The organism is Arthrobacter sedimenti, assembly GCF_042652025.1.
Lineage (GTDB): Bacteria > Actinomycetota > Actinomycetes > Actinomycetales > Micrococcaceae > Arthrobacter > Arthrobacter sedimenti.
In genome coordinates this window covers 13,977-34,367 of record NZ_JBHSDQ010000005.1, presented here as the reverse complement: position 1 = coordinate 34,367, position 20,391 = coordinate 13,977, and the positions used below count along the sequence as shown (strand labels likewise).

The following is a 20,391-nucleotide window of genomic DNA, read 5'->3' as shown; positions in this document are numbered from 1 at the left end:
GGTTGTCCTCACAGGGCTTCGTTGTCGGGCGTGGACTGGTTGGTGTTCAGGAAGTCGGTGGCCAGGAGCTGGCCCACAGGGTGGCCGCCGCCCAGCACGGGGGATGTGGCGATGCCGGCGAGCGGCCCGGCATCCACTCCCAGCGCCTCCAGCAGGCGGACGGTGGCGGGCATCCGGGCGCGGTCGCCGCCGTCGGAAATCTTCACGGCCACGGCGCTGCCGTCCGGCAGGCCGACGAGCTGTACGCCCTCAAAGCCGTCTTTGGCCACGGCCCCGGGGACCAGGCGCATCAGCGCGGTGACGTCGCGGCCTTCCCCGGCCACCATCTCCGGGTGCTGCTGCATGGCGAGCCCGACGGCGGCTTCCGGGCTGACGTCGTCGTCGTTTCCATCCAGGGAGGCCGCGGCCGCCCGGGCGATCCGGCCGAAGGCACGGGCCATGCCACCGAGCGTCAGGGCGAACAGCGGGGTGCCGCAGCCATCGGTGCTCAGGGTTGCCGGCTCCTCACCGGTCAGGTCAATAACTGTTTCCGCCACGAGCTGCTGCAGCGGGTGGGACGGGTCCAGGTAGCCCCGCACGGGCCAACCGTTGATCTTGCAGGTGGCCACCATGGCGGCGTGCTTCCCCGAGCAGTTCTGGGTGATCTGCGTGGCGCTGCCCCCGGTGCGGAGCCAGTCCTCCCGCTCCGCCGTGCCGTACGGCAGGTCAGTGCTGTTTTCCAGGTCCATGGGGGCGAGCCCGTGCAGTTCGAGGATGCGCAGGGCGCCGTCCCGGTGTGCGGACGCACCCGAATGGCTTGCAGCGGCCAAGGCCAGGAGGTCGGCCGGGAGTTCAAGTCCGGCGCGGACCATGGCCACAGCCTGGAGGGGCTTGAGCGCAGAGCGCGGGTAGAAGGGTGCCAGAGGATCGCCAGCAGTCGCCGCCACTGAACCATCAGCGCCAAGGGCTACGGCGGAGCCGTAATGGACGCTCTCTACCAGGCCGTCACGGACGGCGGCAACCAGCGGGGTGTGCTGCGGCAGGGCCAGGTCGGCCGGGGCAGCAGTGTGGGCAGCAGAAAACACGGGGGAGGGCATGGGTTCCTTGGAAGGGTTGGTTGAATCTGGCTAGCTATTGAGGATGAAGTCCAGGGCCACGCCCACGGCTTCCAGATGGTGGGCCATGGCGGCGCGGGCCTTCTCCGCGGAGCCGGACTCGATGGCGGCAAGGATCTGCTGGTGCTCGACGTCGGAGGCGTGCTGGCGGTCGGCCACCATGTTCAGTGTCTCGGACTGGTGTGCCAGGGCGTCCCGGATGTCGGCCACGACGCTCGCGAACACTTTGTTGCCGCTGGCGCGGGCGATGGTGGCGTGGAAGCTGGAATCCAGAGCCACCCAGGATTCGGGATCGGTTTCCACGGCCATTGCGGCGACAATCCCGCGGAGGATTTCCAGTTCCTCTGCGGTGCGCCGCTCAGCAGCAAGTCCAGCGGCCGGGACTTCAATGTGCGGGCGCGCTTCCGTCAGGTCGCGTGCCGAGTACTGCCCCAGGGTGAGGTCGTTGGCCACCTTGCTGGCGACGACGAACGTGCCCTTGCCGGTCCTGGTGACCGTCAGCCCCAGGGCGGTGCAGGAGCGGAGGGCTTCCCGGATCACCGAGCGGCTGACTCCATACTGCTGCGAAAGGGTGGCCTCCGAGCTCAGCTTGCTGCCCACCGGGATGACGCCGGATTCGATGTCCTCACGGATGGTGTTGAACACCGCCTCGGCGGCGCTCAGCCGGGCAAGGGGGCGGACTACAGGCTGTCCTGCTGTCCGGCTGTCTGACAGGTTCACGCTTCAAATATGGCACGGGTCACAAAGGGTGTCAAACCCTCCCTAGTCCTGGCGTTGGCCTGCCGCGCGCCGCCGTTGCTGCCGCCGTCGTGAGCGAAGGTGCCAGGCGATGAGTGCAGCCACGGCAACTGCTGCGATGACGACGGCGAGGTCCCGGCCCACTGCCTGGGCCACGGCCTCGTAGGAATTGCCGGCGAGGAAGCCCAGCAGGACGAAGCCGATGCCCCAAACGATGCCGCCCGCAGCGTTGTAGGCAAGGAACCGGCCATACGGCATCCGGGATGTGCCGGCCAGGGCAGGCATGACGGCACGCAGGAAGGCGGTGAAGCGGCCCAGGAACACTGCGGAACCGCCCTTGCGCCGGAGGAATTCCTGCGCGTTTTGCAGCTTGCGCGTGTGCCGCGCCAGCACTTTTGTTTTCATGAGCCGGGTCCCCAGGTGCTTGCCCACTTCGTAGCCCACGCTGTCACCGATGACGGCGGCTAACACCACCAGGGCCATCATGGTTCCCAGTTGCACCTCGCCGCGGCTGGCCACCACCCCGCCGAGGACGGCCGCCGTCTCACCCGGGATCACGAAACCGACGAATATGGCGTCTTCGGCGAAGACCAGGCAGAAGACGGCTATGTACGCCACGATCGGGCTGACGTTCAGGAGTCCGTCGATAAAGCCCGTCATGGAACCAACTTTAAGCCTGCGGAGGCTCAACTCGGTTCTTTAGCCGGTCAGAGTACCTACGAGTATGCGCTCGTGCTCCTGAAAAATCCCTGACAGTTGGCCACAGGACGGTCAGCACGGCCGCCAGGTCTTGCCGCCGGGAGCGTAGCAGCGCGGGCCGGTGTATTTAGTTGAGGGGGCAGGGGGAACGTACGGTTGCGGGGCCGGCGCAACGTAAGGCGCCGGGTTTGGTGCTGGTGCAGGCAGATTGCGTAGACGTTCAGCCTCAGCTGCGGCGTTCCGGGCTGCTTCATCGGCTGCAGCTTTCGCCGCTGCCGCAGCAGCCTCGTCTGCTGCCTTCTTTTCTGCCGCAGCGCGCTCCTCTGCTGCTTTGCGTTCGGCCACCGCCCTGGCTTCAGCCGCTTTGCGCTCTTCCTCGGCTCTTTTTTCCGTTGCTTCCAAGGTCGCTTTTGGCGTTTTCGTGTCTTCTGCCTTCTTCTCCGCGGCAGTGATCTTCTTGTCCAGGTTGGACACATGTTTCGCGAGCACGGCAGTGGAAAGTCCGGCCCACAATAGGGCCCGCTCAGTTACTTTGTCCCCATTCAGGACCTTTCGGAGTGCCTTCGCCGCTGCCACTTTGCTCGCGAGGACGCCCGCTGCCGCACCTGCCGCGGCAGAAGTGGTTGCCGGTGATGCCTCGGTGGCCGTCTCGAGGCCCTTCGTTGTCTCAGCCAACTGCGCAGGAAGTGTGCACCCGATGCTCTCGGAGAAGAGCCCACTCTTGGCAGCCCTGGCCTCTTCGTAGGCTGCCTGCACGGGCGGCAGGAACTTCCTGTTGCCGCCGTACTCGACTGGAATTCCCAGTCCCTGCTGCGCGATTTTGGCGTTGACCAGAGACCCGTCGGCTGTGAAGACTCCCGCGAGAGTCCTGCCGTACTTGTCGTGGCGCTCGGCGTCGAACTCGAGTCTGACCTGGGTCCCCTTCGGCAGTAGGCCCTCAAGGTACTTTGAGGCCTCCGGACCGAGGCACTCGACCGGTTGGTTTGGGTCCTTGGTCTCAGGAGTGTCGATGTTCAACAGTCGGATGGTGTGGTCGCCGTTGTTGATGGAAACCACCAGAGTGTCCCCGTCGACCACGCGGACAACGGTGCCGGTACCAGCGTTGGCAGCTGCACCTGCAGCAAATGATCCTGCGACCAGGCCAGTGGCTGCCAGTGAAGCGATTATGAGTTTTTTCATGCCAAGTTCCCCCAACTGCAGCAGGAAACGAGGCCGATCGAGCGCTCTACCTCGGAGAATCCTGAGTGTTTACTCCACTAATGCTGGAGATGGAGAAGCAAGGATTCATCAAGGGTGGATCAAGGAATGCGCAGTTTTCGGTGCACCCGGGGAAGCGCGCCCTAGAGGTGCTGGATGCCGGCCCGCTGCATCGCGTCCCGGTAGGTCTCCACGTTCTTGGCCAGGAGCTCTTCCTGCTTGGCCTCAGAAACAGCAAAGGCCCTGCCGCCAAGGGCAGTGGCCTTGTAGATTTTGATGCCGTTGTTCTTCAGCGAGGAGTGGTAGGTCTTCTCGAACAGGGTCAGGAACGTGGACGCATCCGTACCGTGCGCGATGATGGCCGAAACGCGGGAGTTGATCTTAAGGAACTGCCTGAACGGGCGGAGCCCGTCGGTCTTCTCCTGGACACTCAGGGCCGAGGGGCTGCCGCTTTCGCGGATCCAGGGATAGGCGTTCCAAGGCATGACGTAGCGGGGGTCCAACTCAGCGAGCTCGTAGATCTGGGTAGCGCGGCGGGCCGCTTCGTCGTCGTTGTTGTGGGAGACAAACCCGGACTCGGTGCCCTTGCCGGGGCTGGCTTGGAGGCTGATGATCCTGCACTCATCTTCGTCGTGCACAGGGTCGATGTAGGGGACGGTGGAACCGGGCTTCTTTTCCATCAGCTCATCGCAAAGCTGGGTTACCTTCGCGATATTCGGTTCCTGTAGCAGGGCCTTTTTTTCGTCCCAGTCAATCGTCACGATTTCTCCCTTAGCAGCAAGGCGTCCAGAATCAGGCGTCCTATGTCACTCTACGCTTTCACCGAGAGTGGTGCGCACACCGAATTTTTTGCAGCTGGCCAACCTAGTGCGGTCCGCGCAGGTGCTGCCTGTGCAGTTCACTCAGCTGTTCGTCCGTCAGCTCATCGAAGACTCCTGCTTCCCGCTTATCGCTGCGTGAGAACCGGACGAACATGAGGATGATCAGTGGCAGGTCCACAACTTCGCAGATGAACCAGAGCAGGTTTCCCGCAAACTGCTGATCCTGGAACGCATCCCTGAACCACCACTGGGGGTTGGGCACTGACATCACGTGGTCGAGCACCTGGCCGTTGAGACTGAGCAGGATTCCGGGGATCGCGTCGATCAGCAATTCAATGAAGACGAACATGAATTCCAGGGTCAGGTACGCGCTGGACCGCTGGAAGTCCGATTCCTCGATGATGGGCAGCGCCATCAGCATGCCAAGCAGCGGTACACCGAGGGTGAGGAGTGCGCCGGCCACGGGATCTGTCCGGAGTGTGTAGAACATGGGAGTCAGGAACGTGGAAAAGAGCACCAGGCCCAGCAGCGGTGCACCGAAGGAGTTGCTGACGAACCGGACAGGCCGGCTCGCCAGGACAGTGTTCAGCGTGCCTATTCCCTTGGCCGGCAACGCTGCCCGGGCAAGGGTGAGCGGCTTTCCCAGCCCAATAAGCAGCGGAACGACAAAGAGCAGCATGGAAATCTTGATGGTGAATGCCCACCGCTGCTGCGCGCCGTAGACGCCCGTGAACCCACAGGTCAGGACAACGAATGAGCCCAGGCCCAGGACGTAGAACGCAACCGCCCGCCACACGGGCCAGTCCTGGCCTCGGCGGGCGGCTGACCGCATTCCCCACCCGTACAGGACACCGGCCACAACGACGAAGGCAGTTGCAGCCCAGTCGAGTTGCCAGGAGGACATCAGGATCTCAAGGGGTGGCACGCGCCAAGGATAGGTGGCGTTCCTGTGAATGGCCTGACTGCTCCCCTAGGTGAACACGCAAACGCAGCGGTGGTCCCCGACCTGCTGTTCAATGGACTATGCAGTTCACCAGGAAGGGCCTGAAGGCCGAGGGTTTCGCTGGCTTTAGGCCCATTCAGGCCCTGGAAACCATGAGGATCCCACAAGGAACAGGCCTCGTCGCCGTGATTGCTCCGGACGGCTTCCAGCCACGCTTTCTCCCGAGAAGCACCGCGGGCGTCTTCAAGAAGAAGGACCCGTCCCTCCCCGCGGCCGCGTTAGCCGCCGAGTGGGTGGAAGGCGCCGTTGTTCTCTACTTGGGAAAGGCCGGACCCGGAAGCAAGGGTAACCGCGGGCTTCGGCGCCAAATCCAGGAATTCGTTGACTTTGGGCAAGGCAAGCCGCCCGGCCACTGGGACGGGCGGCTTATCTGGCAGCTTGCTGACGCGGGATCACTGGCCATTGCATGGAAGGAACTTCCGGCCGACCAACTGAACGGCGCAGAAGCTGGTTACCATGCTGCCTTCGTGGAGAAGTTTGGTCGGTTGCCGTTCGCCAACCTCGTGCAGGCACGCACCAAAGCCGGCCCCTGACGCCGGCAGCACGCCTGTCACGCAGGTCCGCGAAGCCGATCCATCTCGCGGCGGTCCTTCTTGGTGGGGCGTCCGGCGCCCCTGTCCCGCTGCGGCAGTCCGAGCGCGGGAAGGACTGGCCGCGGCGGAGTGTGGTCGGTAAAGCAGTGCGACGCGGCCTCGGCCCCCACGCGCTTGGCGATGAGCCGCCGCACCTCGAGGATGCGCTCGTACCCGGGCATGCGGACGGTGACGGTATCGCCCGTGACCAGCGTTGCCGAAGCTTTCGAGGGGCTTCCGTTCAGGCGCACATGTCCGGCGCGGCAGGCGGCGGTGGCGGCAGACCGTGTCTTGTACGCGCGGACGGCCCACAGCCACGCATCGATGCGGACACTGGCGGGGGAGGAAGGGAGGATGGTCATGATTGGCACCGAGTATAGCCCCGGGCCCGCAACATCACTCCACCGTCACGGGCACCCTCTGCACCACGTTGTTGCCCATCCCCTGGAAATTCCAGGCCTGCTCCAGGGGCTGGGTGGCACCCGTGATGTCCGTGGCGCGGCAGGAAAGGACGTGCTCGCCGGGGTTCGCCACCCAGGGCAGGGTCCACCGCCGCCACGCGTAGCCGCCCGCCGGCTTGTCCAGGTGGGCGGGCAACCAGGTGCCGTCGATCCCCACGTCGACGGCGGTCACGGCACCTTCGCCGGACCATGCCCTGCCTTCCAGCATGACCGGGCCGGGGCGCAGGAACCGACGCCGGGAGAAGAAGTCCGGGACGCCCGGCGGGACCATCAACGAACGTACCCTGATCCGCGAAACCGGCGTGCCGGCGTCGTCCGCGGAGTCCTGGTAGCGGTAGGCGACCTCCTGCTGGAAGCCAGCGAACGGTGTCTTGACCACCTCGATGGACTCCAGCCACTTGACGCTGGCCATCCCGTACCAGCCCGGGACCACCAGCCGTAGCGGGTAGCCATGCTGCGGCGGCAAGTCGGTGCCGTTCATTTGGTAGGCAAGGACGACGTCGGGACGCAGCGCCTCGCGGATCGGCAGGCTGCGCGCGTAGCGCTGGGGAACGCCGCCCTGTACCCCGGCGTCGGCCCCGGTGAAGACCACCTCCACCGCGTCCGGAAGCACGCCCGCCTTGCCAAGGAGGTAGGCCAGTGGAACCCCGGTCCAGTGTGCCGTGCCCACCGCCTCCAGGACCCACGGCTGGCTGAGGGGCCGCGGCTCAAGGAGCGAACGGCCGTTCCCGGCGCACTCGAGGGTGACGGGCACGGTGATGGCAGGGTCCCTGCGGAGCGCCGCCATGCCCAGTTCCAGCGCACGTTCCACAGCCCCGCCGATCCGCAGATGCCAGGACGAACCGTCGAGGTCCGGAATGTCGAAGTGCGTCAGCACGTAGTGGAGCCCGGGCGGGGTGACGTCGCGGCGAAGCGCTTCCAGCGGCATGGAGTGGTTCCGGGCGGCGAGCTGCAGCTCCTCCCGGGTGAGCGGACCGGAGGCAGGCTGCGTGGCCGGTGACGGGACCGGCGCAGGCTCCTGCCGGGTTGACTGCTGGTTGCTGTAATTCATGGCGGTGCGATTCTGCTTGGCGGACTAACGACGCCCCCGGCACCAACAGGTCTACGCCGGGCCCACCCGCCCGTCAACGGGTGAAAACCATCTCCTACAGCACCGGCCGGGTCAAAAACTCTGCCAGGCTGATGGGATCCTGACCGGTCAGCCCGTGGACGTCCGGCGAAAGCCCTGCCATCTCGCCGGCAGCCATCGCCGTGTAGGTGCTGACCCAGGCATCGAGCTGCCACTGCGGGGCACCGTAGGAGGCCCGGGACGCGTAGGCTTCCTCCACCGTCTCCGGCTGGTAGCGCACCTCCCGCCCGGTCCCGGTACTCAGCACCTCGGCGGCCTGCGCCATGGTCAGCTCTTCCGGCCCGGTGAGGTTGTAGGTCATGCCCTTATGGATGGCCGGATCGCGCAGCACTGCATGGGCGCAGCGGGCAATGTCCTCCCGCGCCACTCCCGAAAAGACGCCGTCACCGGCAGGGCCCCGGATCACGCCGTCGTCCCCGGTCATCAACGGCAGGAAGTCCAGGTAGAAGTTGTCGCGCAGGAGCGTGTACTCCATCCCGGACGCCTTGATCCGCTCCTCCGTGGCGTAGTGGTCCCGGGCCAGGGTGAAGGTGGCATCCGGTGCCGCGCCGTAGAAGGACGTGTACACCACGTGCTCCACTCCGGCCTCCGCAGCGGCATCCACGAACGCGTAATGCTGCTGCAGTCTGTCCTCGGCCTCCGCGGCGGACACCATGAACAGGACTTTCGCTCCCTCAAGGGCCTGCCGGGAGGCCGCGCCGTCCCCGTAGGAACACACCACTGCATGCGCGCCGTCCAGCTGCGGCGCCCGCGCGGCGTCGCGCACCAGCAGGCGCTGGGCGAAACCGGACGCGGCAAGCTGCCGCGCCACCATTCCGCCCAGGCCTCCGGTGGAGCCGGCTACCGCAAGCTCCGGCAGTTCCGACGGGGTGGCCACTTACGCTTCCCGCGTGGCCGGCGACTTGGTCTGTGCCGGATCCCGTTCCGCGAGTCCGCCGATGGCGTCGTCAATCCGCTTGAGGACCTCAGCCTCCAGCTTCACGCCGGCGGCACCCACGCTGTCGGCGATCTGCTCGGGCCGGGACGCGCCCACAATGGCGGACGCCACGTTGGGGTTCTGCAGCACCCAGGCGACAGCCAGCTGTGGCATGGACAGCCCTGCCTCCTGGGCAATCGGCTTCAGTTCCTGCACGCCGGCCAGGACGTCGTCGCGCATCCACCGCTGGATCATCTTGGCGCCGCCCTTTTCGTCCGTGGCGCGGCTGCCCTCGGGAGCGGGCTGGCCGGGCTGGTACTTGCCGCTGAGGACGCCCTGGGCCATGGGGGACCAGACGATCTGGGACACGCCCAGCTCTTCCGACGCCGGAACCACCTCGGCTTCGATCACGCGCCACAGCATGGAGTACTGCGGCTGGTTCGAGATCAGCTGGAAACCCAGTTCCTTGGACAGCTTGTGGCCTTCGCGGAGCTGCTCCGCGGTCCACTCGCTCACACCGATGTACAGCGCCTTGCCCTGCCGGACGATGTCAGCGAACGCCTGCATGGTCTCTTCCAGCGGCGTTTCGAAGTCGTAGCGGTGGGCCTGGTACAGGTCCACATAGTCCGTCTGCAGCCGGCGCAGCGAACCGTTGATGGATTCCATGATGTGCTTGCGGGACAGGCCAAGATCATTCTTGCCCTTGGGGCCGGTGGGGCCGAAGACCTTGGTGAAGATTTCCAGGGACTCGCGGCGTTCATCCTTCAGGGCCTGGCCCAGGACGGTCTCCGCGGCCGTGTTGGCGTAGACGTCTGCTGTGTCGAAGGTGCTGATGCCGGCGTCGAGGGCCGCGCGCACGCACTGGGTGGCGACGTCGTTCTCCACCTGGGAGCCATGGGTCAGCCAGTTGCCGAACGTGATTTCCGAGACTTTGAAGCCGCTGTTTCCGAGGTATCTGAATTCCATGTGTTCACGCTAACCCAGATGGTTGCTCAGGGTAAGGGCTTAGCCGTTCTCCTTGGCCTGCTCCTTGAGTACCTGCTGCGGGCCGGCCAGCGAAACCAGGGACCCGGTATCGAGCGGCGGCACGGGGTGCAGCGGCTGGGGCTTCTTGAAGGACCGCGGCATCTCATGCGGCGGCCGGTGGTTGTGCAGGGCGGACTCCACCAGCGGGGCCACTTCCGAGACCTTGTCGGCAGGTACGGCCGGATCCGGAAGATCCCGGACCGAGAGCTTGATTTCGGGCCGTTCCGCCCGCGCCCTGGCCTCGGCGCGTTTATCCGCCTGGGCAACAGCGGAGGCCCAGTCTTCAGCGAGGACCGGGGGCTCCGGACGTGCGGCAGCAAGCTTTGGATGGCGTACGACGGCGGTGCGGAGCGACTCCTTCAGCCGGCCCGGCTTCAGCGCGGCGGCCCGTTCCCGGAGCGGCTTGCGTGGCTCCGCCTGGCTGGTTGCCCTGTTGGCGAAACGTTCGGAGCCGGTCCGGCCGGGGACGCGGCCGAACAGAACCATCAGCACGATGGCGGCCAGGCGGCCCAGGCCCGCGAGGACCAAGGTGATGACGCCCAGCAGGAAGAGGACACCGAACATCATGAGGGCCACGCCCACGGTGCCCAGGAAAGTCAGGTTGAGGACGAGAGTGTCCGGGTGCTCCACGCCATCTCTCCTCTCTGCCTGCATCCTGGGCTTACATCCCGGCGTCAAGTGCCGGGCGGAAGCTCCTTCTCCACCATACGGATTTTTGGCCGGACGTGCCGCCGCGGACCACGGGATGCCCGGGGTTGTAGCGAACCTGTTACCGGATGTGACAGCATCACCGGGTGACCGCGCCAATTGACTCTGCAAACTGCTTGTGCCTGTCCGGGGAGCCGTACTCCCAGTGCTGCGGCCGGTTCCATTCGGGCCAGGCCCAGGCGGCGACGGCGGAGCAGCTGATGCGTTCCCGGTACAGCGCATTTGCCCTGCTGGATGAGGAGTACCTGCTGCGCGCACACCATCGCTCCACCGCACCCGCCAGCCTGGACCTGGATCCGGCCATGGAATGGCGCCGCCTGGACATCGTGGGCACCAGCAACGGCGGCCCGTTCGATACCGAGGGGACCGTGGAGTTCAAGGCCTACTACCGGCACGGCAACGAACGGGGCGTCCTGCACGAGAACAGCAGGTTCGTCCGCGAGAACGGCCGGTGGTTCTACGTGGACGGCGACGTCCGCGCCTGACTACTCCTCGTCGTCGTAGAACTCGCTGTCCGGGGTGAAGCCTGCGCGGTCAACCTTCCGGTGGAAGCGCATGCCGGCCAGGCCGCCGAGCATGGCCCCGATGAGGGCCACCACTGCCACAACCACCGCGGCGATGATGCTGGTGGTGGTGAGCTGTCCTTCATTGATGGGGATGCGGGGGAAGCTGTTCAGGTTGGCCAGGACGTTGAACTGCTGTCCAGCCACCAGCCCCAGGATTGCCACCACGACGGCCGCGATCAACGCCCACACCCACACCATGAGCCCCTGCTTGGCGCCGTTGAAGCGTGCCATCCGGCCGGCCACGTAGCCGCCGCTGTAGTAGGAGAGGAACAGGATCACCAGCAGGACGATGATGCCCACCAGTCCAACGGTGCCGCTGTTCTGCGCGGCCTGGTTAACGGCCTGGTTGACGTCGGTGTTGTTGGCGAGCCCCACGGCGGTCCCGGCGGCGGCCACCAGCGCCGTCAGCAGCACGGCCATGCCGGTGGCGGTCAGCCAGCCAAAGAACGCCGAACCCACCTTGATGCCGCCAAACCGCTCCTTCTGGCGCGCGACGGCGGTTTCCCGGTCAGCCAGCGCCGGGTTCACTACCGGGGTGGCAGCCGTTGGCGCGGGCTGGTATTCCCGCTCCGCCCTGACGTCCGAGCGGTCCCGGTCCACGACGGCGTCCCGATCCCTGCCAATCACGCGGTCACGGTCCACGGCGCGGGTTGGTACTTCTTCCCGCGCAGCTACTCCATCCCGGGCCGGCGCCTGGTCAAACGAGCGCGTGGCGGCGTCGTCCGCGGCTCCGTCGCGGAAGGCTCCGCGACGGGTGGTTTCGTCCTCCCGGGCGCGGCGGGGAGGCAGGTTCTCTGGGTCCGTTGAGCTGCTCATAGCTCAACTCAACCACCCGCTCCACCCGATAGCAAGCGTGCTTACTACTTTGTGACCTGCGGTTTTACCGGTATTTCCGGTGCAGGTCCTCCTTTTGGGACGGGCCCGGCGAGGCATCGGCGATCCAGGGGCCGGTGCCTTCGGACTGGTCCAGGACCCCCGCCTCAAGCCAGGTGTAGTCACCGGCCAGGACCTTGCGTGTCAGTTCCCGGTCGGCGTCGTCCGTGTTCCGCCACAGCTGGTCGAAGTACTCGTCCACGCGCACCTTGGCCTGCTCGCAGTAGGCGTCGGCCAGCTCATAGGCGCTGGCAGCCTTGTCGGGGGACGTCTTGAGCAGCATCTCGGCTCGGGAACAGCAGGCGGTCATGGCGAAGAGTTCGGCGCCGATGTCCACCACGCGGCCCAGGAACGCCTGCTTCCGCTCCAGCTTGGCCTGCCACCGGCCCATGCCGTAAAAGGTCTGCCGCGCCAGCCGCCGCGATGAGCGTTCCACGAAGCGGAGGTGCTTGGCCAGCCTGCCGAATTCGCTGTAGGAGCGGGGGTCCATGCCGGCGCCGGCCACCAGCTTGGGCAGCCATTTGGCATAGAAGCTGGAAGCCCCGACGGCGGCCTTCGCTTTGTCGGCAAGGCTCGCGTCCAGGGACGCAAGATCGCCCGCGGCGGCCAGGTGCGCATCCACCGCTTCCCGGGCGATCAGGAGCCGCATGATCTCGGAGGACCCCTCGAAGATCCTGTTGATGCGCAGGTCCCGCAACTGCTGCTCGGCCGGCACCGCCCGTTCACCGCGCGCAGCCAGCGACTCGGCGGTCTCAAATCCCCGCCCGCCCCGGATCTGGACCAGCTCGTCCGCGATCGTGCAGCTGATCTCCGTGGCCCAAAGTTTGGCGAGCGCCGCCTCGATCCGGACGTCCTTCTGCCCGGCGTCGGCAAGCTCGGCGGAGAGTTCGAAAACGGCATCAAGGGCAAAGGCTGAGGCCGCGATAAAGGCAATCTTTTTGCCCACGGCTTCGTGCTGGCCCACGGGACGGCCCCACTGCGTGCGGGCGTTGGACCATTCCCGGGCTATCTTCAGGCTCCACCGCCCGGAGGCCACGCAGAGGGCGGGCAAGGCCAGGCGGCCAGTATTAAGCGTGGTCAGCGCGATCTTCAGGCCCTGCCCCTCACGGCCCAGGCGGTTCGCGGCGGGCACCCGCACCTGATGGAAGCGCGTCACCCCGTTCTCGATGCCGCGCAGGCCCATGAACGCGTTGCGGTTTTCCACCGTGATGCCCGGGGAGTCCATTTCCACCACGAACGCACTGATGCCGCCCTTGTGCCTGGTGCCGTCCGGATCGGTGTGCGCCGGGACCACCGCCATGACCACCACCAGTTCGGCGATCACCCCGTTGGTGGTCCAAAGTTTCACGCCGTCCAAAAGGTACGCATCGCCGTCGTCCGTTGGCGTTGCGGTGCTGCCCAGGCGCGCGGGATCGCTGCCCACGTCCGGTTCGGTGAGGAGGAATGCAGTGACGGCACCGGCGGCACAGCGCGGCAGGTACTCGCGCTTCTGTTCCGGCGTCCCAAAGACCTTCACCGGCTCCGGCACACCGATGGACTGGTGGGCGGAGATGAGGGCGCCCAGGCTGGGGTGCACGCTGCCCAGCAAGGCAAGGGCCCGGCCGTAATACACCAGCGAGAGCCCAAGGCCGCCGTATTCCTCCGGGATCTTCATGCCAAAGACGCCCAGATCCGCCAGGCCCTTGATGTAGTCGTCCGGGATCCTTGCTTCCCGCTCGATCACCCGCCCCGACATGGTTTTGGCGAACTCCGTGAGGCGGGCCATGAACTCCTCGCCCCGTTCCACGGACGCAGGGTCCGCGACGGGCCAAGGGTGGACCAGATCCAGGTCAAAGCTGCCAAGGTAAAGGCCCTTGGCGAAGCTGGGGCGGTCCCAGCCGGATTCGCGGGCGGCTTCGGCGACGGCCCGGGCATCTTCAGCGGTGGCCCCGGCGCCGATTTTGCCGGCTGGGACTGGGGTTTCCTCAGCCGGGGCGTCCTTGGCCTGGCTGTCAGTGGCGGAGGTCATGGGTTATCTCCTTGGCCGGATGGCCGGTGTAGCCATGGATCCGCCGGGGTTGGAGAACCCTTCAGCTGTCCCTCAAGATTACCCGCGGGTAGGTTCCGGTGCTAGGGGACGTTTGGCCCTGGAAATCGGCCGGAAGGTCCACGGCGGAGGCGCGCCGGACCAGCTTGTCCCAGCCCGCGTTGATCCCGTGGACCACGGCCATCAGCGTATTGACGACCACCATCCAGGTGAGCTTGCCCGCGCCCAGCAGCGCCAGGGCAACCAGCCCCGCGGTGAGGACGAATCCGGCCAGGATGGCACCGAAAACCAGTGTCCCGATGAAGACCAAGGTGGCTGTTTCCACTGAGCTTAGATCGAACTGCATGAATCCCCCTGCTGCGGCATTGCTTTGCGAAAGACTGCTGTGTGGCGAAGACCAGTAGAAGCAGATTAGGGGGACGCGGGGCGGCCAACCAGAGCAGCATGGGTCTGATGTGACTGTTGATACGGGATCGAAACACTACCGGCAGGTAGGTCACGAAGCGGTCGCGGCGGGCTGCGTTAACCTTGTAGTTGGCAGTTTTCCGGTCCGTCCCGTTCAGACCGCCCTGCCCCGTCCCCGGAACAGTCCAATAGCCAACAGCCCAAGGAGAGTGTGTGCCCCGCTCCGCCAGGTCATCCGCTGACGCCATCAGCGCCCGGCTCCGGGACCTCGAACTCCTCACCAAGGGACCTGCCTGGGCCCTGACGCGTTCCGCGCCGTGGGTGATCGCGGTGCTGCAGGCTTCCTTTACCCGCACCCGGCCGCAGGTGCCGCTTGAGGAGTTCCATGCCGACGTCGACACCTTCCTTGAGGAGCTCCGGCGCCAGGATCCCGGGCTGGGCGGAGGGGCCAACGGTAAGGCCTTTGGCGATGAATGGACCCGGCGGCAGTTCCTGACCCGCCGCAACCAGTCCGCACAGATTGTCTATGAGGCCACCGAGCCTGCCGCCCGTGTGCTCGCCTTCCTGGACAGCCTCTCCAGTGAACGGTCCACCCTGAACGGTTCCCGCCTGGGTACCTTGCTGGGCGACGTGGAGAAGCTCGCCAACGAAACCAACCCGGACCAGAGCGCCCGGCTCGAGGCCCTGGAAGAGGAAATCGGAGAGCGCCAGCAGCTGATCCAGGACATCAACACCGGCGAGTTCGACGGCCTGCTGGACGACGACGAAGCCGTGGAGGCCGCCGGAAACATCCTGGACCTGGCCGCCAGCCTCCCCGCCGACTACAAGAAGATGCGTGACCGGATTGAGGAGCTGGTGGGCGGGCTCCGCAACCAGATCATCGAGGAGTCGCTGACCAAGGGTGCCACCATGGCACAGGTCCTGGAGGCGGATAAGCGTCTCCGCCAAAGCCCGGAGGGCCGTACTTTCCGTTCGTTCACCGCGTTCCTCGAGGACCCGCAGCAGCAGCTTCGCTTCCGGTCTGCGATCGGCGAGGTGCTGAGCCGCCAGTTCGCCGACGACCTCTCTCCCGATGACCGGGAAACACTGAAGAACCTGGTAGCCGAGCTCCGCCAGCAACACAGCCAGATCCAGCGCATCTACGGCAAGCTCAGCGAGAGCCTCAATACATACGTCCAGAGCGACGACTTCCGCCAGTCGGTAAGGCTGCGGCAGGTCCTGCGCGAAGCTGAGCAGGCCATCCGTTCCCTCCCCTATGAGCGGGAACGCCCCGGCCTGGTCCCCGGACCCGTCCTCTACAACGCCGGCTTCGAGTCCCTGTCCATGGTGAAGCTGTTCGATCCGGATGAGTTTGCGGCACCGCCCCGCCTGGCCGATCCGATCGCCTTCACCGACTCGGACCGGGTGCGCTCGCCGAGGACCGGCAAGGCCAAACCTGCCGTGGTCCGGGCGGCCATGGCAGGGGCCGGGACGCTCGCCGACGCCTGGCAGCAGCTGCCGCCCGAAGAGCAGCACATCAACTCCATCCGCGCCCTCCTGTCCGAGGCCCTTCACGCCGGGGCCGACTTTAACCGCAGCGACTACCAGGGCCTGGACTTCGAACAGATAGACGGCTCCACCCGCAGGGCCTACCTGCCGGTGGTCACGCTCGCAAAGGATTCAGATGACTGAGGTTTCACACGACAACGGGCTGGACGAAGCGGCGGACATCCAGCCCGAAGCTGAGGCTGCACCGGCGGCCGAGCGTCCTTTCGCCGTCTCACCGCGCGACACCTTCGTCGACGGCGCTGCCTTGTTCCCCGGCGACACGGGCGTTCTGTCCATGAAGGTGCGCCAGGCCCTGGTGAAGCTCCTCAAGGGCCCCTACATTGACGGCGGCCGGGACGAAAAGCTCTGGACCGTGTTGCTGGATAACCAGGTGATCCTGCGCAGCCGCCTGTCCGAGCTGTTCCTGACCTTGCAGTTGGACCATGAGCGGAAGATCGCCGTCCTGCGTCCCGTGGATCCGGAGGTGATCGGCGGCAACACCCGGTCCAGCATCCTGCGCCAGCAGCGCGCCCTCAGCCGGGTGGAAACCATCGTGCTGCTCCGGTTGCGCCTGCTGCTGGACCGGCATGTCACTGCCCAGACGGACCCCACCATCACCCGCGAGGAGATCACGGACCTGGTGGCGCACTACCAGCCCGCCGGACAGCAGGACGCCCTGCGCGACTCCGACGTGGTCACCCGCGCCATCACCAAGCTCCTGGCCCGCCAACTCCTGCTCCCCACCGGATTGGACGACGTCTACACCATCTCCAACGCCCTGCCCCTGGCCTTGCCGTTCGAAAACATCGGCGACATCCCGGCCCACATCGAGGCTTTGGTAGCGGCCTCGGCAGACCCCACCGGCACAGAGGCGATGCTCGACCTCGACGGTGATTCTTCCGCGGAGGACGACGACGCCGATGCCGCCCCCGCCCCTTCGCCGGTCGGCATACGTCCTGCGGACGATGCGCCCGGCTCCGACAGGCCCGATGCCACTCCCGGGGCGGCATCGGCGTCGTCTCCCTTGAGTGCACTGGTTCCAGCCACGAGCGGTGGTGCCGCGGTAGGCGAGCCGGCAGCAGAACCTGAAGGAGAAGCCAAGTGAGTATCGCGAGCATGCTTCCCTTGGGGGACGTGACCAATCCGGGGCAGATGCGGCTTGCGTTGGTGCAGGTGGTCAACTGGGGGACGTTCCACGGGGCGCACACGATGCACGTGGACCGGAACGGGACGCTGCTGACGGGTAATTCGGGCGTGGGTAAGTCCACGCTGTTCGATGCGATGCTGCGGGTTTTCGATGCGCGGCCGCGGTCGAATGAGGCGGCAGCGCAGCGGTCGGGCGGTGCCGTGGAGGACAAGCGGACCACGTTCACGTATATGCGCGGCAAGGTGGGCGACAAGGCCGTGGGCGAGGGGTCGGCGAGTGCCTTCCAGCGCCCCGGTGCCACATGGTCCGCCGTCGCGCTGACGTTCGATAACGCCGCCGGCACGCGGGTGACGGTGTCGGCGCTGTTCGACCTGCCCAAGAACGGCACGGAGTCCAGTGTTGGCCGCTTCTACCTGATCGACAACGTGCCCCTGGACCTGGAGCTACTCGAGGGGATTGCGGACAAGCGTTTCACCAAGGGTGCATTGGAAACGATCTTCCCGCACGCCCAGGTCTTCGACGTGCACAAGGCTTTCGCGGAGCGGTTCCGGCGCCTTTTGGGGATCAGTTCGGACCAGGCACTGCCCCTGCTGCGCGTCATCCAGGCGGGAAAGGGGCTCGGCGGCAGCGTCAACACCTTCTTCCGCGACCAGGTCCTGGACGCCCCGGCAACGCTGGCCGCCGCGGACGACGTGGTGGAGGAGTTCAGCAACCTGATGTCCATCCGCCAGCGGCTGGAGGACGTGCGGCAGCAGCGCGACCAGCTGGCGCCGGTGCCGGGGATGAACCGGGAGTATGCGCAGTCGCTGCTGGACGCCAACCGGCTCCGGGAACTGGTGGGCGAGGAGTTCGAGGCGTACAAGCAGCAGCTCGCCGTCACGGTCCACCAGAAGACGCTGGTCCGTTTCCGCGAGCTGGCGCAGGCAAAGGCCAAGGAACTCGGCGCCGAGCGTGCGGTCCGGGACGGCCTGGCCAAGGAGCTGCGGCAGCTGGAAACCGACTACAACAACCAGGGCGGCAACGCGATCTCTGCCATCGAGCAGTCGCTCGAGAACGCTCGGGTTGGCCTGAAGCTCCGCCAGCAGGTGGAGGAGGCGGCCCAGCAGGCACTGGCCGACGCCGGGCTGCAGCTGGAGTGGAGCGCCGCCGGCTGGGAGCAGGCCCACGAGCAGGCGGCGGCACGGTCCGCTGAGCTGAAGGATGATTCGCAGGCCCTGCAGGAGCTGAGGTTCGAGGCGTTCGATGCGCACGCCGGCCGGAAACGCGAACTGGCGGCGGCTGAGCAGGAACTCGTCTCGCTGAAGACCCGCAAGTCCCTGCTGCCGCCGTCGAGCATCGAAAACCGCGCCGCCATTGCCGCGGCAACCGGCATCCCCGAGGACCGTATGCCCTTCGCCGGTGAGCTCATGGACCTCGCCGAGGGGGAGGAACGGTGGCGTCCCGCCGCCGAACGCGCGCTCCGCAACCTGGCCACCACGCTGCTGGTTCCCGGCGAGCACTTCGGCGCCGTGACCCGGTACCTCAACGACCACAACGTCCGCGGCGCGCTGCGGGCAGTGGACGTCTCCAAGCCGCTCGCCGGCGGCGCGCTCGCCGTGGAGGACGTGCGCGACGACGACCTGCTCACCAAGCTGGACATCCTCGCCTCGGGCACGGCTGCTGAAGCCGGCGAATGGGTCCGCGAACGGATCGCCCTCGACTTCGCCTACCCCTGCGTGGAAGACCCGGACGAACTGGCCTCCCTGGACAAGGGCCTGAGCCTGGGCGGCGTGGTCAAGCGCAACCGGCACACGGTGGAAAAGGACGACCGCTTCACCAGCCGCCAGGACTATGTTCTCGGCTTCGACAACGCCGCCAAGCTGGAACTCGTGGCGGCCCAGGTGGAGGACCTCCGGCAGGAAGTGGCCAAGGCCGCCGAGCTGGCACAAAGCCGTGAAGACTCGCACCAGGGCATGAGCAGGCAGCTCGACGCGCTGCGGCGGATCGCCGAGGACGACCGCCCCTGGGAACAGGTATCTGCCGCGGTGGCCGCCGATGAGCTGGCGCGAATCGAGCAGCGGCTCAAGGACGCCCTGGCTGCCCAGGCAGACCTGGAGCCACTGCGCGCCACCATCGAGGAGGTCCGGCAGAAGCACCAGTCGAGCACGGAATCCGCCGCGGTGCTGCAGAGCGAATACAAGGCGCTCGACCGCCAGCTGACGGCTGCGGATGCCCTGCTGGAAGCCGCGCGTGACCGCCTGCGCCAGGCGCCGCCGTCGGACGCCACCGTCAAAGCCCTGGAACCGTACTTCGCGGAATTCGGCGACGTCACCGAGATGCACGAGCTGGACAACCTGGCCAACCGGGTCCGAACCGCGCTGCTGGGCGAACTGCACGCCGCTGAATCCCGGGGGCAGGCTACGGCTGAGCGGCTCACCCGCATCTTTGAAGGCTTCGTCCGCGAGTGGGGCAGCGCCATCTCGGCGGACCACGGCACCAGCATTGGCGCGGCCAGCGAATTCGAGGCCCGCTATCACGCGATCGTCAACGACGGCCTGCCCGCGCAGGAAGCGGAGTTCCGCCAGTTCTTCAACCAGCGCACGCACGAATCCTTCAGCACGCTGCTGCACCTGCTGGATGAGGAACGCCGCTCCATCACCAGCCGCATCCTGCCCCTGAACGGCATCCTGTCGCAGGTGAACTTCCACGAGGGCAGCTACCTGGAACTGGACATCAAGCAGACGCTCCCGCCCACAGCCAAGCAGTTCAAGGACGCCATCCAGAACGCACTGAAGGCGCGGCACACCCGGCCGGCCAAAGCTGAAGCCGGCCGCGCAGACGGTCCCGGTCCGGACAGGGACGACGACGGCGAGCTCACCGCCCGCTACAAATCCCTGGAAACGCTGGTCAAGCGGCTCGGTTCCCAGGCACCCGAGGACCGGCGCTGGCGGGCCGAGGTGCTGGACGTGCGCGGGCACCTGTTCATCCAGTGCAAAGAGCACCGGGAAGTTACCGGTCCCCGTGGCGGAAAGAAGACCGACGTGTTCATGCACGCCGACACCGGCTCCATGTCCGGCGGCGAGCGGCAGCGGTTCACCGCGTTCATCATGGCCGCGGCCCTGAGTTACCAGCTGGGCATTGCCGAGCAGGGCTTCACCACCTACGGGACGGTGATGATGGACGAGGCGTTCGTGCTCGCCTCCGAGGAGTTTGCAGGTGCCGGGATCAAGGCGCTGCACGAGTTCGGCTTCCAGTTGCTGCTCGCGGCTCCCGAAAACGTAATCGACCTGTCCCGGCACCTGGGATCCGTGACCGAGATCCTCCGGGACCGGCGCACCAACCGCTCCGGCGTCCTTACCGCGCCCGTTATCCGGCCCCGTCCGGGGGAGGAAGGCGCCTGGCGGTCCGAGGCAAACCCGGTGGACATTGTCCTGCGCTGAGACGGCCGGGCAATATAACAAATAGATGGATTTATTGCGGGGGCCATGGTGGCCGCTGTTCGCG

General features: G+C 66.4%; 19 protein-coding genes. 5 read left to right on the top strand and 14 right to left on the bottom strand.

The window, feature by feature from the left end; translation table 11 throughout:
• Positions 1–8: 8 nt before the first annotated feature.
• The 6 genes from ACFO0G_RS12845 to ACFO0G_RS12820 all read right to left on the bottom strand — a co-directional run bounded on the left by ACFO0G_RS12845 (position 9) and on the right by ACFO0G_RS12820 (position 5,474).
• The gene (locus tag ACFO0G_RS12845) at positions 9–1,076 is read right to left on the bottom strand and encodes an asparaginase (RefSeq protein WP_376978050.1); all 1,068 of its coding nucleotides are present in this window, start codon (positions 1,074–1,076) and stop codon (positions 9–11) included.
• 30 nt (positions 1,077–1,106) lie between these two features.
• Positions 1,107–1,814, bottom strand: coding sequence for a FadR/GntR family transcriptional regulator (locus ACFO0G_RS12840; protein WP_376978048.1), 708 nt, complete (start codon positions 1,812–1,814; stop codon positions 1,107–1,109).
• A gap of 42 nt (positions 1,815–1,856) precedes the next feature.
• The gene (locus ACFO0G_RS12835) at positions 1,857–2,492 is read right to left on the bottom strand and encodes a DedA family protein (RefSeq protein WP_376978046.1); all 636 of its coding nucleotides are present in this window, start codon (positions 2,490–2,492) and stop codon (positions 1,857–1,859) included.
• A gap of 111 nt (positions 2,493–2,603) precedes the next feature.
• Positions 2,604–3,710 carry a thermonuclease family protein gene (locus ACFO0G_RS12830; RefSeq protein ID WP_376978044.1) on the bottom strand — a complete coding sequence of 369 codons (1,107 nt, stop codon included), beginning with the start codon at positions 3,708–3,710 and terminating at the stop codon, positions 2,604–2,606.
• 161 nt (positions 3,711–3,871) lie between these two features.
• On the bottom strand, positions 3,872–4,489 hold the full coding sequence (locus ACFO0G_RS12825; RefSeq protein WP_286400293.1) for a uracil-DNA glycosylase family protein: 618 nt from the start codon (positions 4,487–4,489) through the stop codon (positions 3,872–3,874).
• A 103-nt stretch (positions 4,490–4,592) separates the two neighbouring features.
• Positions 4,593–5,474, bottom strand: a complete 882-nt coding sequence (locus tag ACFO0G_RS12820) for a cytochrome c oxidase assembly protein (protein ID WP_376978042.1) — start codon at positions 5,472–5,474, stop codon at positions 4,593–4,595.
• Positions 5,475–5,572: 98 nt separating this feature from the next.
• Here ACFO0G_RS12820 and ACFO0G_RS12815 point away from each other — a divergent pair, with 98 nt between their 5' ends.
• Entirely contained in the window at positions 5,573–6,085 is a 513-nt protein-coding gene (locus ACFO0G_RS12815; RefSeq protein WP_376978040.1) for a hypothetical protein, read from the top strand.
• A gap of 17 nt (positions 6,086–6,102) precedes the next feature.
• On the opposite strand, the gene ACFO0G_RS12810 is transcribed toward ACFO0G_RS12815, so the two are convergent.
• From ACFO0G_RS12810 to ACFO0G_RS12790, 5 genes are all read right to left on the bottom strand, one after another.
• Positions 6,103–6,486 carry an RNA-binding S4 domain-containing protein gene (locus ACFO0G_RS12810; RefSeq protein WP_286400287.1) on the bottom strand — a complete coding sequence of 128 codons (384 nt, stop codon included), beginning with the start codon at positions 6,484–6,486 and terminating at the stop codon, positions 6,103–6,105.
• Between the two features lie 34 nt (positions 6,487–6,520).
• The gene (locus ACFO0G_RS12805) at positions 6,521–7,636 is read right to left on the bottom strand and encodes a sulfite oxidase (RefSeq protein ID WP_376978038.1); all 1,116 of its coding nucleotides are present in this window, start codon (positions 7,634–7,636) and stop codon (positions 6,521–6,523) included.
• Positions 7,637–7,730: 94 nt separating this feature from the next.
• Complete coding sequence (locus tag ACFO0G_RS12800; protein WP_286400283.1) at positions 7,731–8,591, bottom strand: SDR family oxidoreductase; 861 nt, start codon at positions 8,589–8,591, stop codon at positions 7,731–7,733.
• On the bottom strand, positions 8,592–9,596 hold the full coding sequence (locus tag ACFO0G_RS12795) for an aldo/keto reductase family protein (RefSeq protein ID WP_376978036.1): 1,005 nt from the start codon (positions 9,594–9,596) through the stop codon (positions 8,592–8,594). It abuts the gene before it with no gap.
• Positions 9,597–9,635: 39 nt separating this feature from the next.
• On the bottom strand, positions 9,636–10,286 hold the full coding sequence (locus ACFO0G_RS12790) for a hypothetical protein (RefSeq protein WP_376978034.1): 651 nt from the start codon (positions 10,284–10,286) through the stop codon (positions 9,636–9,638).
• A 164-nt stretch (positions 10,287–10,450) separates the two neighbouring features.
• On the opposite strand from ACFO0G_RS12790, the gene ACFO0G_RS12785 reads away from it, so the two are divergent.
• On the top strand, positions 10,451–10,849 hold the full coding sequence (locus ACFO0G_RS12785) for a YchJ family protein (RefSeq protein WP_376978032.1): 399 nt from the start codon (positions 10,451–10,453) through the stop codon (positions 10,847–10,849).
• On the opposite strand, the gene ACFO0G_RS12780 is transcribed toward ACFO0G_RS12785, so the two are convergent.
• From ACFO0G_RS12780 to ACFO0G_RS12770, 3 genes are all read right to left on the bottom strand, one after another.
• Complete coding sequence (locus tag ACFO0G_RS12780) at positions 10,850–11,746, bottom strand: TIGR04086 family membrane protein (RefSeq protein ID WP_376978030.1); 897 nt, start codon at positions 11,744–11,746, stop codon at positions 10,850–10,852.
• A 64-nt stretch (positions 11,747–11,810) separates the two neighbouring features.
• Positions 11,811–13,811 carry an acyl-CoA dehydrogenase family protein gene (locus ACFO0G_RS12775; protein ID WP_286400274.1) on the bottom strand — a complete coding sequence of 667 codons (2,001 nt, stop codon included), beginning with the start codon at positions 13,809–13,811 and terminating at the stop codon, positions 11,811–11,813.
• Between the two features lie 61 nt (positions 13,812–13,872).
• A complete protein-coding gene (locus ACFO0G_RS12770) occupies positions 13,873–14,175 on the bottom strand; it encodes a hypothetical protein (RefSeq protein ID WP_286400272.1) in 303 nt (100 codons plus the stop codon).
• 272 nt (positions 14,176–14,447) lie between these two features.
• Between ACFO0G_RS12770 and ACFO0G_RS12765 the strand changes: the two genes are divergently transcribed.
• Genes ACFO0G_RS12765 through ACFO0G_RS12755 form a run of 3 tightly spaced genes read left to right on the top strand, consistent with a single transcriptional unit; the run spans position 14,448 to position 20,327 of the window.
• On the top strand, positions 14,448–15,905 hold the full coding sequence (locus ACFO0G_RS12765) for a DUF3375 family protein (RefSeq protein WP_286400270.1): 1,458 nt from the start codon (positions 14,448–14,450) through the stop codon (positions 15,903–15,905).
• A complete protein-coding gene (locus ACFO0G_RS12760) occupies positions 15,898–16,866 on the top strand; it encodes a DUF4194 domain-containing protein (protein WP_286400267.1) in 969 nt (322 codons plus the stop codon). Before ACFO0G_RS12765 ends, ACFO0G_RS12760 begins: the two co-directional genes overlap by 8 nt.
• On the top strand, positions 16,863–20,327 hold the full coding sequence (locus ACFO0G_RS12755; protein WP_376978026.1) for an ATP-binding protein: 3,465 nt from the start codon (positions 16,863–16,865) through the stop codon (positions 20,325–20,327). Before ACFO0G_RS12760 ends, ACFO0G_RS12755 begins: the two co-directional genes overlap by 4 nt.
• Positions 20,328–20,391 lie beyond the last annotated feature (64 nt).